The 12,948-nt window shown below is 59.4% G+C and carries 13 protein-coding genes and 1 riboswitch; of the genes, 8 read left to right on the top strand and 5 right to left on the bottom strand.

The genetic code is table 11. The annotated features are described in order from the left end of the window. Positions 1-29 precede the first annotated feature (29 nt). Entirely contained in the window at positions 30-533 is a 504-nt protein-coding gene (locus CZ345_RS06085; protein ID WP_077072297.1) for an AEC family transporter, read from the bottom strand. A 78-nt stretch (positions 534-611) separates the two neighbouring features. Between CZ345_RS06085 and CZ345_RS16190 the strand changes: the two genes are divergently transcribed. Further along, a protein-coding gene (locus CZ345_RS16190) for an IS5 family transposase (protein WP_239446597.1) occupies positions 612-1,366 on the top strand; the annotation gives its coding sequence in 2 pieces (ribosomal slippage) (positions 612-945 and positions 945-1,366; 756 coding nt in all). Here the strand turns inward: CZ345_RS16190 and CZ345_RS06100 are convergent. Then, a complete protein-coding gene (locus tag CZ345_RS06100; protein ID WP_077072298.1) occupies positions 1,350-1,805 on the bottom strand; it encodes an AEC family transporter in 456 nt (151 codons plus the stop codon). The genes CZ345_RS16190 and CZ345_RS06100 overlap by 17 nt on opposite strands. 205 nt (positions 1,806-2,010) lie before the next feature. Here CZ345_RS06100 and CZ345_RS06105 point away from each other — a divergent pair, with 205 nt between their 5' ends. From CZ345_RS06105 to CZ345_RS06130, 6 genes are all read left to right on the top strand, one after another. Next, positions 2,011-2,958, top strand: a complete 948-nt coding sequence (locus tag CZ345_RS06105; protein ID WP_077072299.1) for a LysR substrate-binding domain-containing protein — start codon at positions 2,011-2,013, stop codon at positions 2,956-2,958. 103 nt (positions 2,959-3,061) lie between these two features. Next, positions 3,062-4,336 carry an adenylosuccinate synthase gene (locus tag CZ345_RS06110; protein ID WP_077072300.1) on the top strand — a complete coding sequence of 425 codons (1,275 nt, stop codon included), beginning with the start codon at positions 3,062-3,064 and terminating at the stop codon, positions 4,334-4,336. A gap of 1 nt (position 4,337) precedes the next feature. Then, a complete protein-coding gene (locus CZ345_RS06115) occupies positions 4,338-5,276 on the top strand; it encodes a hypothetical protein (RefSeq protein WP_077072301.1) in 939 nt (312 codons plus the stop codon). Between the two features lie 54 nt (positions 5,277-5,330). Continuing rightward, complete coding sequence (gene grpE, locus CZ345_RS06120; RefSeq protein ID WP_077072302.1) at positions 5,331-5,906, top strand: nucleotide exchange factor GrpE; 576 nt, start codon at positions 5,331-5,333, stop codon at positions 5,904-5,906. A 184-nt stretch (positions 5,907-6,090) separates the two neighbouring features. Continuing rightward, complete coding sequence (locus CZ345_RS06125; protein ID WP_077072303.1) at positions 6,091-6,711, top strand: flavodoxin family protein; 621 nt, start codon at positions 6,091-6,093, stop codon at positions 6,709-6,711. A 357-nt stretch (positions 6,712-7,068) separates the two neighbouring features. After that, positions 7,069-7,953: a DMT family transporter gene (locus CZ345_RS06130; protein WP_077072983.1), complete on the top strand. Its 885-nt coding sequence runs from the start codon at positions 7,069-7,071 to the stop codon at positions 7,951-7,953. A gap of 93 nt (positions 7,954-8,046) precedes the next feature. Here the strand turns inward: CZ345_RS06130 and CZ345_RS06135 are convergent, their stop codons facing one another. Both CZ345_RS06135 and ribA read right to left on the bottom strand, forming a co-directional pair. Beyond that, positions 8,047-8,808, bottom strand: coding sequence for a class I SAM-dependent methyltransferase (locus tag CZ345_RS06135; protein ID WP_077072304.1), 762 nt, complete (start codon positions 8,806-8,808; stop codon positions 8,047-8,049). A gap of 123 nt (positions 8,809-8,931) precedes the next feature. Beyond that, on the bottom strand, positions 8,932-10,164 hold the full coding sequence (gene ribA, locus CZ345_RS06140) for a GTP cyclohydrolase II (protein WP_077072305.1): 1,233 nt from the start codon (positions 10,162-10,164) through the stop codon (positions 8,932-8,934). Between the two features lie 76 nt (positions 10,165-10,240). Further along, positions 10,241-10,381, bottom strand: a riboswitch (FMN riboswitch). A gap of 446 nt (positions 10,382-10,827) precedes the next feature. On the opposite strand from ribA, the gene CZ345_RS06150 reads away from it, so the two are divergent. Beyond that, the gene (locus CZ345_RS06150; protein WP_077072307.1) at positions 10,828-11,124 is read left to right on the top strand and encodes a hypothetical protein; all 297 of its coding nucleotides are present in this window, start codon (positions 10,828-10,830) and stop codon (positions 11,122-11,124) included. Positions 11,125-11,334: 210 nt separating this feature from the next. Here the strand turns inward: CZ345_RS06150 and CZ345_RS06155 are convergent, their stop codons facing one another. Then, positions 11,335-12,363 (bottom strand): GNAT family N-acetyltransferase, encoded by a 1,029-nt coding sequence (locus tag CZ345_RS06155; RefSeq protein ID WP_077072308.1) that lies wholly within the window; start codon positions 12,361-12,363, stop codon positions 11,335-11,337. Positions 12,364-12,948 lie beyond the last annotated feature (585 nt).

The raw sequence follows: 12,948 nt of genomic DNA on the forward strand, positions 1-12,948 counted from the left end.
GGGAATGTCCGCCCGAGACGGCGGAAATGCTATTGCAGAAACATGGCCAGCAGGAGCAGCAGCGGCAGGGAAAGAAGCGTGCTGGAAATCACCGCAAAGGAAGCGTCGTTCTCCGCCACCTTGTAGGAATCGCTCATGGCGTAGGCCAGGGTTCCCGTGGGCATGGCGGAAAGCAGCACGCCTATGGAACGCCAGGGTTCCTCCACTCCCAGGGCGGTCATGGCCGCCAGAGCTATGACGGGCTGGATCAGCAGCTTGCCGGAAAAGAGTATGGCCTGCCTGCCGCGGTGAAAGGTTTCGCCGTCGTGATGGCGGAGCCTTGCACTGATGACGATGCCCAGAGAAACCAGAGCGCAGGGCATGACCGATGCGCCCAGAGCGCGGCAGGCCGATTCCAGCACCGCGGGTACGGCCGTCCCCGTGAGGTAGAACAGCGCTCCGCCTGCGCTTGCAAGGACCACGGGATTGGTGATGAGCGCGACGGCCACGGTACGCACGGGATGACGCCCGCGCGCCCCGCTGCTGACGAGCATGAACAGCGTGACCAGGCTCAGGACTCATTACTTGCCAAAAGGATAAGAAGTTCTTATTGTCGGCATAGGGAGGATGCCATGAAGGAACTTTTTTATCTTTCTCATGAACAGATTGCTCGTATCAAACGCTACTTTCCACGTTCCCATGGCATTCCGAGAGTCGATGACAGACGTGTCATCAGCGGCATTATCTATGTCATCAAGCACGGCCTGCAATGGAAAGATGCTCCGCGCGAGTATGGACCATACAAAACTCTCTACAATCGTTTTATCCGCTGGAGCCGATTGGGTGTCTTTAACAGGATTTTTGCGGAGCTTGTTGAGCAAAACGGCTCCACAACACGCTTGATGATTGATGCCACACATCTCAAGGCACACAGGACAGCAGCAAGTTTGCTGAAAAAAGGGGCCTTTCCCGATGTATCGGACGCACAAAAGGCGGCCTGAATTCAAAACTCCACGCTGTCTGCAATGCCTTCGGTCAACCGTTGGCCTTCCATCTGTCCGGCGGTCAGGTGAGCGATTACAAAGGCGCTGCTGTCCTGCTTGATACTCTGCCGCAGGCCGGGGAGCTTCTGGCGGATAGAGGCTATGATGCCGACTGGTTTCGTCATGCCTTGTCCCGTAAAGGAATCACGCCGTGCATTCCTGGCAGACACAGCCGAAAAACTCCGGTGGTCTATGACAAGGAGGTTTATAAGCAGCGGCACAAGATAGAAATCATGTTTGGCCGACTCAAGGATTGGCGCAGAATAGCCATGCGTTATGACCGTTGTGCACACACGTTCTTTTCGGCCATTTGTCTCGCTGCCATTGTCATCTTTTATATTTAATGAGTCCTGAACCCAGAACCATGGGGATTTCCAGAATGTTCGTGAGCGTGCTCGCGAGTACGGCGGAAGGATTTCCGGGGTAGAGCGCCATAAGCACGGGCAGGCCCACGAGCACCACGTTGGGAAAGCTCGCCAGCATTGACAGCATCACGTCCTCTTTATAGCTTCCCTGCGGATGCAGGCGGCGGAAGGCCGGAATAAGCAGCCCGAAGGTAAGAAAAAGGCTCAGGCTGAAGGCGGCAAGAAAGCTGCCGTGATGCAGATCCTCAGCCCTGCACTGTGCGATGGAAAGAAAGATGAGGGAAGGCAGGGCCAGGTTGACGAGAAACTGGTTGAGCGTGGTCTGTCCGAAAGGGGGCACGAGCTGGAACCGTTCCGCCAGCATACCGAGAAAAAGCAGTATGAAAACGGGCGAGAGCAGAACAAAGATATTCCACATGGAAGAAGTCTCCGGGCGCGCCGGGCCGCGCCGTGTTGTCGAGTTTTCGTTTCCCGTCGGGACGGGAAGCGGGAACAATGTCTGAGGTTCCCCGGGATGCGGGATGACGCATGTTCCGGCCATGTTCCGGGGAGAAAAGGAACATTGCGCCGGAAAAGGCTTCGGCGCAAACGAGAATACCTGCAGGTCGGGATAAGTTTTTCTTATGTTGGAAATGCCGCCGCTGAATGCCCTTGCCGCCTTTGAGGCTGCGGCGAGACTGGGCAGCTTTACCCGTGCGGGGGAAGAACTCTGCGTGACGCAGGCCGCCGTGAGTCAGCACATACGCCGCCTCGAGGAATACCTCGGCGCACCGCTCTTCATCCGCCATGCCCCGGGCATACGGCTCACGCCTGACGGGGAACGCTACTACCGCACGGTATCCGGCGCACTGGAAGCGCTGCGACGGGAAAGCGCGCGCATACGGCGCGGTTCGGGCCCGCTTTCCGTGGTGGCCGAGGCAAGCTTCGCCAACCGCTGGCTGGCCCCCCGGCTGAGCCGTTTCTGTGAGCGTTTTTCCGACATTGATCTGCGCATAGCGCCGCATCCCTCTCTGCCGGAACTCGGGCCGGAGGCGGATATCGTTATCCGGCGGGACATGCCCGCTTCCCCCGGTCTGTATCGCCTGCCGCTTCCCCCGGAGAGGCTTTTTCCCGTATGCGCCCCAGGCTATGCAAAACAGAGGGGGGAAGCATGGAAGAAGGACAGGCTCCTTCGTTCTCCGGAAGGGGGCGAGGAGGACTGGAATGCATGGTTCTCCGCCCTCGGCGAGCGGCCCGCCCTCAGTTTCGGCCCCATGTTTCAGTTTGCCTACATGGCGCTTGCAGCCGCTTCCGAAGGCCGGGGCGCGGCGCTGGGAACGTCTCTTCTCGTGGCGGAAGATCTGCGTGCCGGGCGGCTTGTGACTCTGGGAGGAGCCTTTGTTGAAGTGGCGCGGCGCTATGTTGCGGCCTGCCCCGTGGAGGCCTGCCGTTCGTCCCGCGTGAAGGCGTTTTTTCAGTGGATGCGGGAAGAGCTGGAAAAGGACAGGGCGGAATTTCCCGGAGTGTTCCCCCCGGAGGAGCTTCTCTCCGACGGACGGGGCGGCCTTTCGGGGGGCGGCATTACTTGTTGACGCGGCAGGCAAAGGGTTTTATAAAAATGGCTTTGGCGCGTTTTCAGAAGGGCCGGACAGGCCTTCCTTTTATTTTCCAAGGTGCGTCCGAAAGGAGAAATATATGTCGAACATGACTATCGTTGGTGCGCAGTGGGGCGACGAGGGCAAGGGCAAGATCGTCGATCTGCTCACTTCCGAAGCGGATATGGTGGTCCGTTTCCAGGGCGGCAATAATGCCGGGCATACGGTCATTGTCGATGGCAAGAAGTATGTCCTGCACGTTGTCCCCTCGGGCATTCTTCACCCCGGGAAGATGTGCATCATCGGCAACGGCGTCGTGCTCGACCCGGAAAACTTCCTTGAAGAAATAGACGCTCTTCAGAGCCTCGGGCTGGACGTGAGCCCCGAAAGACTGAAGATCAGCTACAAGACGCACCTCATCATGCCCTATCACCGCATCATCGACGGCGCGCGTGAAGGCGCTTCCAAGAACAAGATCGGCACCACCGGCCGCGGCATCGGTCCCTGCTATGAGGACAAGAAGGCCCGCGTGGGCGTGCGCGCCGGCGATCTGACCGATCCTGAAGCGCTGAAGGACAGAATAGCCCGTGCTCTGGAAGAGAAGAACGTGCTCTTCACCCAGCTTTACGGCCTGCCTGCGCTGGACCCCGAAACGGTGTTCAACGATCTCATGGCCATTGCGCCCCGCATCGTGCCTTATCTGGCCGATGTTTCCAGCCTCATCATGGAGGCGCAGGAAGCGGATCAGAACATCATGTTTGAAGGCGCTCAGGGCGTGATGCTCGATATCGACCACGGCACCTATCCCTTTGTGACCTCTTCCAACGTGGTGTGCGACAACGCTTCCATCGGTTCCGGCGTGAATGCCGGCATCATCGACCAGCGCATCGCCATTGTGAAGGCCTACACCACGCGCGTGGGTTCCGGTCCCTTCCCCACGGAACTTTTTGACGACACGGGCGAATTTCTGCGCCGTCAGGGCGGCGAATACGGCGCCACCACGGGCAGACCGCGCCGCTGCGGCTGGCTCGACCTTGTCGTGCTGCGTGAAATGATCCGCCTCTGCGCTCCCACCACCATGGCGCTGACCAAGGTGGACGTGCTGAGCGGCCTGAAGGAAATCAGGCTCTGCGTGGCCTATGAATACGAGGGCAAGGTGGTGAAGTATCCGCCCCAGACGCCCCGCGGTCTGGAACAGTCCAAGCCTGTGTTCGAAGTGCTTCCCGGCTGGGAGGAGGATCTTTCCGGCTGCGAAGGATGGGACGATCTGCCCAGAAACTGCCGCCGCTACATCGAGCGTGTGGAAGAGCTGCTGGGTGTGAAGGCCGGCTTCATTTCCGTCGGCCCCGACAGGAAACAGACGTTCCGGCGCTGATATGGCGGCGGGAAAGAGTGTGAAAAAGGCGGGCGCGGCCCGTTCTGCGGCCGAGGTGGAACTGCCCGGTCTGGATGAAGCCCGCGCCGCCTTGTCTCCTGCGCTTTCCAGAGATCTTGAGCGGCCGCGTTCCCTGCTTTACGCCATGCAGGAGCGGCCGCCTCAGCTTCTGCATCTGGAAGGGGGGGATGTTTCTTCCCGCGTGGCGCTTGCGCTGTGGTGGGCCGCGCTGCTCAACTGCGAAGGCGACGAACGCCCCTGTCTGGAGTGCCCGTCGTGTCTGCGCATGGGCGCGCGTATGCACCCGGATCTTTTTCTGCTCGACGGGCGTCTTTCCTCCATAAAAATAGATGAAGTACGCGCTCTCAGGCCCATACTGGGGGAACATCCCCGTTTCGGCCGCCGCCGCGTGGTCGTTCTGGCCGAGGCTCAGGCGCTGGGTATCGAGGCCGCCAATTCTCTTCTGAAGGTACTGGAAGATCCCTGTCCCGATACCTGCTTCGTGTTTACCGCGCCGCAGCGGGAAAGGCTTCTGCCGACGCTGGTTTCCCGTGGCTGGGTGATTACGCTCCCATGGCCGCAGCCCGGAGGGCCTCTGCCCGAGGAGCTGCGCCTCTGGGATCAGGCTCTGGCGCGTTTTGCCGTGGAGGGGCGGGGCTGGTTCGATCTTGCGCAGCTTCGCAACGGACTGGATGCGGCAAAGGCGCAGCAGGTGGTGCTGGTGGGCAGAAAGGCCCTTGCCGACCGCCTTGCCGGGCGTGAAGGCGGCGCGCTTTCTTCGGTGTTCCGGCCCCTGCCCGAGGCCTGGCTGCTTGAGCTCGACGAGCTTTTTTCCGAAAGCGAGGATGCGCTTCAGGCGCAGGTCAACCCGCTGCTGGCGCTGGACGACATGGCCTGCGGCGTGCACGGCATCGTGCGGCGCGCTTCCCGGAAATCTTGACAGGACGGCTCTTCGTTCCTACTTTTCGCTTACCATTATGGAGGTCATTCATTCATGAGTCAGGAATTTGAACATAAGGAATCCATGAACGAGGAAGCGGAACTCGAAGCCCGGGAAGATGTTCGGGAAGAGGAAGCTCCCGCCGGAGAAAAGACGGAAGAGGAGCAGCTGGAAGAATGCCGCGCGAAGCTCTGCGCCGCCTGCAATGTGGCGGCGGAGGCCAATGCCGTCAAGCTCCGGGCCCTGGCTGAAATGGACAATTTCAAAAAGCGGCTTCAGCGTGAAAAGGAGGAGCAGGCCCGCTATGCTGCGGAAAAGGTGCTTGCCGATCTTCTGCCCACGCTGGACAATCTCGACCTCGCGCTCCAGTACGGCGGCCAGTCGGAAGAGAGCCGCAACATGATGGTAGGTGTGGAAATGACCCGCACCATGCTGCTCGACGTGCTGAAGAAGCACGGCCTCGTGCCCGTAGGTCAGGTGGGGCAGGCCTTTGACCCCAACGACCATGAAGCCGTGGGCCAGGAAGAGGCCGAAGGCATGGAACCGGGGCTCATCGTGCGCATCATGCAGAAGGGCTACAGGCTCAACGAACATCTTCTGCGCCCCGCGCGCGTCATTGTTTCCCGCTAGCGGTATTCCCGGCGTATTTTCTCATTCCCGCTTCGGCGGGGAGGCCCGCCTTCCGGGAAGATGCCGTGAAATGCATGGAACGGAGCACGTCTTCGGGCGTCGTCTCCGTTCTTTGCGTCATGGGCGGGAGAATACGGCGCGGAGTATGCCGTTTTTGACGTAATTTTTTTCAAGGAGTCGGAACATGCAGGTTCTTCTCGTCAATTCCAGCCCTCATGCCCGGGGCTGCACCTGGACGGCCCTTTCCGAAGTGGCCGCGGAACTGGAAAGGCAGGGCATAGGTTCTCATATCTTTCAGCTGGGCACGCAGCCTGTGGCGGGATGCCTCGGCTGCGGAGCGTGCCGCAAAACCGGCCGCTGCTTCCGTGACGACAAGGTGAACGAGGCCCTCGCCCTGGTGCCCGAGTTCGACGCCTTCGTGTTCGGCACGCCCGTGTACTACGCTTCCGCCTCCGGGCAGTTGGAAAGCTTTATGGACAGGCTTTTCTTCTGCGGTTCCCGCCTGTTCGCCAACAAGCCCGGCGCGGCCGTGGTGAGCTGCCGCAGGGGCGGAGCCTCCGCCGCCTTCGAGCAGGTGAACAAGTATTTCGGCATGAACAACATGCCCGTGGTTACTTCCACCTACTGGAACCAGGTGCACGGCAACACGCCTGAAGAAGTGCTGCAGGATGCGGAAGGCCTTCAGACCATGAGACATCTGGCCCGGAACATGGCATGGATGCTCCGCTGCATCGAGGCGGGGCGTGCGGCAGGCGTGCCTCTGCCGGAAATGGAACCCATCGTCAGGACGAACTTCATCCGCTAAGCCCGGTTCCGGCGCATGGCTTCCCGGCGTGAAGGGAAGCTTCCGGCTTTTTCCCGAAGAAGCGGCCGGGGCTTTCCCTTCCCCGGTTTTTTGTTTAAAAGGCCGTGTGCCTTTTTCTCCGCAACGGAGTCGCCGCCGTTTTTCTGCCGTTATGTCCCCTGTACCGTACCGGAGGCAGAATCCGCATCCCCGGCATACGGCGGAAGGCTCAGGTGACTCTTGTGCTGTTGCCCCCGGCCTCCGCCGTCTCAGGGGAAGAGCCGTTTTGTTTTTCCGGCATAGTGCCGACAGGCTGGTTCCGTCATGCCTGCCGTGCGTGCCGGGACTTTTTTCTCACAGAACCGGACGAGCTTTGCCATGAATGTTTCGCGTGCGTTTTCCGGCCATGCTCTGGCCTTTTTCACCGTCTTCGTCTGGGGCGTCACCTTTGTGAGCACCAAGGTGCTGCTTGCGGACTTTCAGCCGGTGGAAATCCTTTTCCTTCGTTTTGCCATGGCCTTCTGTGCGCTGTATGCGGCCTGTCCCGGTCCCCTGCCGGGCATGACGATGCGCCGCCGTCTCGTTACGGCTGCCGCGGGGCTTACCGGCATATGTCTTTATTATCTTCTGGAGAATATCGCCCTTGCCCACACCATGGCTTCCAACGTGGCCGTCATACTCACGGCCACGCCGCTGTTCACCGCGCTGGTGGCCCGTTTCGTGCTTCGCGGGGAGGAACGGCTCGGACTGAGCTTTTATCTCGGTTTTCTTGTGGCCATGACGGGTATCTGCCTCATATCCTTCAACGGGGCACGGCTTTCTCTGAATCCGCTGGGCGATGTCCTCGCCGTAAGCGCGGCCTTTGTCTGGGCGTTTTATGCCTGCCTGACGCGCATCATGGGCATGTGGGGCTGCAACCCCATACAGATCACCCGTGTCACCTTCGGCTGGGGCATACTGTTCATGCTGCCGTTCATGGGATTTTTCGGATTCTCCTGGGAGATGGACCGCCTGTTTCAGCCTGTGAATTTCGCCAACCTGCTTTTTCTCGGTCTGGTGGCCTCGGCCATGTGCTTCACCACCTGGAATATGGCCGTGCGTTCTCTGGGAACGGTGCGCGCAAGTTTGTACATTTATCTTGTGCCGGTCATCACCGTGGCAGTTTCCGTCGTTGTTCTGGACGAAAGGCTCACCCTGCTTTCCGCTTCGGGTACGGTACTGACGCTGGCGGGACTTTTCCTCTCTCAGTCGGGCAGGCGCTGACGCGCGTCCGTGCAGGGCACGGCTCCGCCGGAAGGCATGTTGAAAGAAAAAGCCGCCTTCGAAGCGTCCGAAAGCGGCTTTTCTGTTATCTGACTACGGCTTGACGGCCCGTGTGGCGATGAAGGAGGGGAAGAACCTGTCCGCCAGACGTTCTCCGCCGAAGGTATCCTCATAGAGGCCGGTGAGCACGAAGCCTGCCGCCATCTGTCCCTGAAGCTGTTCTTCCAGCGTGTGGCCGAATTCCGCCGCTTCATTGTTCTGCGCCAGCTCTTCCGTGCTCCGGTAATCGAGGTCGGAATAGGGCAGGGGATATTTTGCCTGGAGGATACCCTTGTCCTGGAGTTCCCAGTCGAACAGGTAGAACGTCGGATTCATGAATCCGCTCATGAGCACGCCGCCCTTTTTCAGCACGCGGAAGGCTTCGTTCCATACGGGCTGAATATGGGGAACATACACGTTCGATACGGGATGTATGATGATATCGAAGCTTTCGGCGCCGAACATGCCAAGGTCCGTCATGGAAGAGCGCACGGTGCGTATGTTCAGGCCTTCACGCCGGGCCACGGCCCTGTCCTGTTCCAGCTGCTTTTCGGAAAGGTCGAGCACCGTCACGTCGGCTCCGGCTGCCGCCAGCACGGGTCCCTGCTGTCCTCCGCCGGAAGCGAGGCACAGAATGCTTTTTCCCTTTATCGGGGGAAACCACGCAGCGGGCGCCGGGCGCGATGCGGTGAGCACGATGCTCCAGTCGCCCCGCCGGGCGCGGGCAATGGTTTCACTGTCTACAGGTACTGTCCAAGGGTTCTTTTGCCGTACCTTCTCTTCCCAGGCGTTGTCGTTGAGGGCCAGAATGTCCATAGGTTTTCCGAGAAAGGTTGCATGTTAAAGACGGACCGCATTCTCCCCGCGAGGAGAGAATGCGGCGTCTGCCGGAGAGAGGCGGGACGTGCCGCCTTCCCCGGAATACATCGCTGCGCACGGTTATTTTTTCTTGCTGAAATGGAGGATATGCCCCATTTTTTCCTGCTTGGTGCGCATGTAGTGTTCATTGGTGGCGCACAGGCCTATTTCCAGAGGCACGCGTTCCGCAATTTCCAGCCCGTAGCCTTCCAGTCCCACGATTTTGCGGGGATTGTTGGTCATGAGGCGCAGGCGGCTTATACCGAGATCGCGCAGTATCTGCGCGCCCGCCCCATAGTCGCGCAGATCGGGAGCAAAGCCGAGCTTGATGTTGGCCTCCACCGTGTCGTACCCCTGTTCCTGCAGGGCGTAGGCGCGTATTTTGTTGGCAAGGCCTATGCCGCGCCCTTCCTGCCGCATGTAGAGCAGCGCGCCGCGGCCTTCCTTTTCAATCTGCATGAGGGCGGCCGCAAGCTGATTGCCGCAGTCGCAGCGCAGGGAACCGAAGGCGTCGCCGGTGAGGCATTCGCTGTGCACGCGCACCAGCACGGGAGAAGGATCGTTCTTTTCGTCCACGTCACCCTTCACCAGTGCGATATGCGTGTCGGAAGAAGCGTCGCTTTCATAGGCAATGATGCGGAAGGTGCCGTACTTGGTGGGCATCCTGGCTTCCGATACGCGGCGCACGGCAAGCTTGCCGTAGCGTATATGGTAGCGGATGATATCGCTTATGGCAGCAATATGCAGGTTGTGGGCCGCAGCGAAGGCCTCAAGGTCGTCCATGCGGGCCACGGAGCCGTCTTCCTTCAGAATTTCGCAAACGGCTGCGGCGCCCTTCATCCCGGCAAACAGGGCAAGATCCACGCTGCCCTCGGCAATGCCCACGCGGGTGAGCACGCCGCCCTTTCTTGCACGCAGGGGGAAGACGTGTCCGGGGGTGACGATGTCTTCCGGTCCGGCTCCGTCGGCTACGGCGGTCTGTATGGTCACGGCGCGGTCGGCGGCGGAAATGCCGGTGGTCACGCCTTCGCGCGCCTCAATGGATACGGTGAAGGCGCAACCGTGCCCGGGAGTGCTTGCGGGCATGAGGGGAAGTTCCAGCTTGTCGGCCAGCTCCGGCGAAAGCGTCAGGCAGACCAGCCCGCAGGCATGGCGCGCCATGAAGTTCACGGCCTCGGCGCTCACGCGCTCGGCCGCCATGACCAGATGACCGCTGCATTCGCGGTCGTCATCATCCACAAGAACGATCATCCTGCCGTTTTTGATGTCGTCGATGGCCTGTTCGATGGAGCAAAGAGAAGATGACTGACGCATGACAAACTCCCTGGAGATGTCTACATCAGGGCCGCAAGAGGCGCTAGGAGAGAGGAGAGTGCTTCAGAATACTGAGATCCATGCTCTTTCTTCCGGACTGTTACCGTCGGCCCCGGATTTTCACCGGATCTGCGCCTTTTCCCTTGAAAACGCGCCCGCGGGCTGCCCTGTCGGGTTCACCGCCGGTGGGGACTTGCACCCCGCCCTGAGATTTTCTGTAGTTTTAATGCCGCGGCGTTTTCTGTCAAGGGGCGGGCATCGTACCTGCCGGCTTCCTGCATGGGGTCCGCCCTGCAGATTCCGCTTTTCGCTGCCTCTGCCGGGAAAGATATTTTTGCGTGAAGTCGTGGGCGTGCAGGTGTCTAAAAAACTGCTTGCCTGTGAAAAAAAAAGAGAGTATAAAAAATATCCAAATTTGAATCTGCCGCCGGTGGATCCCCATAACGGTACGGTAAATCTCTCCTTACGGGGAGTTTAGATAAAGGGCAGTCGAGCTGCCTCTTCTAAAAGAAGCCCGGAAGCTAGCGCCGGGCTTCTTCCTTAACCATTCCTATTCTTCCAGGGATTTCCGTCATCGGTCTTCCGGGCCGCGCCGGTGTGTCGCAAAAGCGGCGCATGAATCATACGCCGTGGTCGATGTTCATATCTGTCAGGAGGCTTGCCATGGTTCCCGTTCTTTCCGCCTCTCCGTTCGAGCTGGGCGAAGTTTCCGTGCTTGCCGAACTGGAGTTTCTTCCCGATCAGGAGCTGATGAGCCTCTGGGAACAGACGCAGCTTGCCATGGCTTCCATCGAGGGGCACGGAGGCAGCGCGAAAATGGCCCGCGCCTATGAATATGCCGTTCTCATGGAAATGCAGAGAAGGCTGGCTGGTCGTTCCGCGCACGAACTTTTCGGTTCGGACGATATCCGCATGGAATACGACGGGGCGCGTCTGCGCCCTGTCGAGGCCAAGAACTGATTTTCCTGCTTCCGAAGCCGCGCCCCGTTCCCGTAAGGTGTCTTTCCGGCGGAATATTCTAAAAAAGGCACAACATCTTTTCCAACGTGTATTTTTCTGCAGAAAAGCGTTCTGCGGCACAGCTGCGCCCCGGAAGTGCAGCACGGCATGCCCTGTTCACCGTCCTCTGGGGTGAGCAGGGCATGTCCGTATGTTTGCGGGGGCTCTGCGTCATACTCTTCCGGGAATCAGAAGGAAAGCCTGCAGCGTCTGTTCCTGCTCCGCCCAGTGGCGCTTGTAGGCCATGGAAGGGTGATCGCTCATGCCCATGTCGTATCGCAGCACGCCTTCCTCGCAAAGCCAGAGAATCTGTTCCCGCTGAAGCAGGTCGCCTATGGAAAAGGCCTTCCAGTCCGCCGCATAGCTGAACTGCTGACCGCGGTAGCATGTTCCGGCCAGACCTCCGAAAATAAAGCCTATGTCTCTGCCTTCATAGGTGGCGAACATGACGCGCGCACCGCCGTACAGAGAGAGGCGGCGTATCATGGCGTGATAGAATTCCCGGGAGGGGGATTCCGCCATGCCGCAATGTTCCAGCCCCTTCCAGCTCTGTTCCTCCACAGCCAGCATACGAAGGTAGAGCTTGTCGGCTTCCTCCGGTGCGGCGGGGATATGGCGTTCAAACGCAATCCCCTGTGCAAGGGCCTTCTTATGCGCCTTTTTCAGCTTGGCACGGAAGTTTGCCGAACGCCGGGAAAGGTAGCCGTCCATTCCTCCTGCCAGTGAGGCGCTCCGCTGCAGGGAACAGGGCTGTTCAAGAAAGCGGCAGTATCGGCCTGTTTTCCGGTAAAGCCCCGGGAGAAGAGCGTTGCCTGTTTCCAGGCCGCTTATGAGAAATGCGGGCGGAAGAGAACCCGGACTGCGGAGAAAAAGATTCATGGCGCGGATAAGCAGTTCTTCCGCATCCGGGCCGAGAAGCGGGCAGCCGGAAATCCAGTGCGCTTCCAGCGGTACGAAGATGGGCCTTGCGTCGGCCAGAGTCATTTCCGCAAAAGCCATGATGTTTTCCTCTTCTTCCTGAATCAGCAGGCGGCGCGAAGGATAGAAGGCATCGTGAAAGGCAAGCTGCCAGGCAGGCGTACAGCTGAAAGGGTCGGGTCTTCCCGAACGGCCGGCCGCTTCCGTCCAGCGGGCAACAAGCTCCGGGTTCCAGTACAGAGAACCGTGGGGCAGAGTGAGAAAATCAAGAGTGGAAGGCATTGTTTTTACCGGAAACAGAGCGTGGATCTGCCGCAATACGGGCGGGGAGCCGGAAAAGATGCGTGTCGTGCCTGCGGCAAAGGGCGATGACGCCCTGCGTACTATATCCGGTGGAAAACATGCGGGCAAGGGGGCTTTTTGCCCTTTCTGCCCGGTCTTTCTCCCGGCGGGGTGCCCCGCAAGGGCAAAGGAAAACATGGGAAAGACAATGCCTGCATACCCGGCGTCCTTCGAAGAAGACGATACGGAAAACATCACAAGAGCGGCATACCGGAGGGCGCGGCCGCGCCCGAAAGGGACGTCTGCCGTGACCTCTCCATGCCTTTGAATGTATGGGAGAGTAGGGCGGAACAGTTTTTTCTTGACTTAGCAGGAAAATTTCCTATTATCAAACCCATGGCCATACTGGTATTTGGCCGAGATGTTCCTGCTGGTATTGGAACTTGCCTGTCGTAAGGCGGCATGCCGCCTTTCATGTGTAAGCAACCATTTGATTAAGCAGGATTTTTTTATGTTCTCTTCCGTTTGCTTCTTCGCGCAAGCCTTTTTCCTTTCTTCCGCCTGAGTAAGCCCTGCATCGGCCGT

Source organism: Mailhella massiliensis, assembly GCF_900155525.1.
GTDB classification, from domain to species: domain Bacteria; phylum Desulfobacterota; class Desulfovibrionia; order Desulfovibrionales; family Desulfovibrionaceae; genus Mailhella; species Mailhella massiliensis.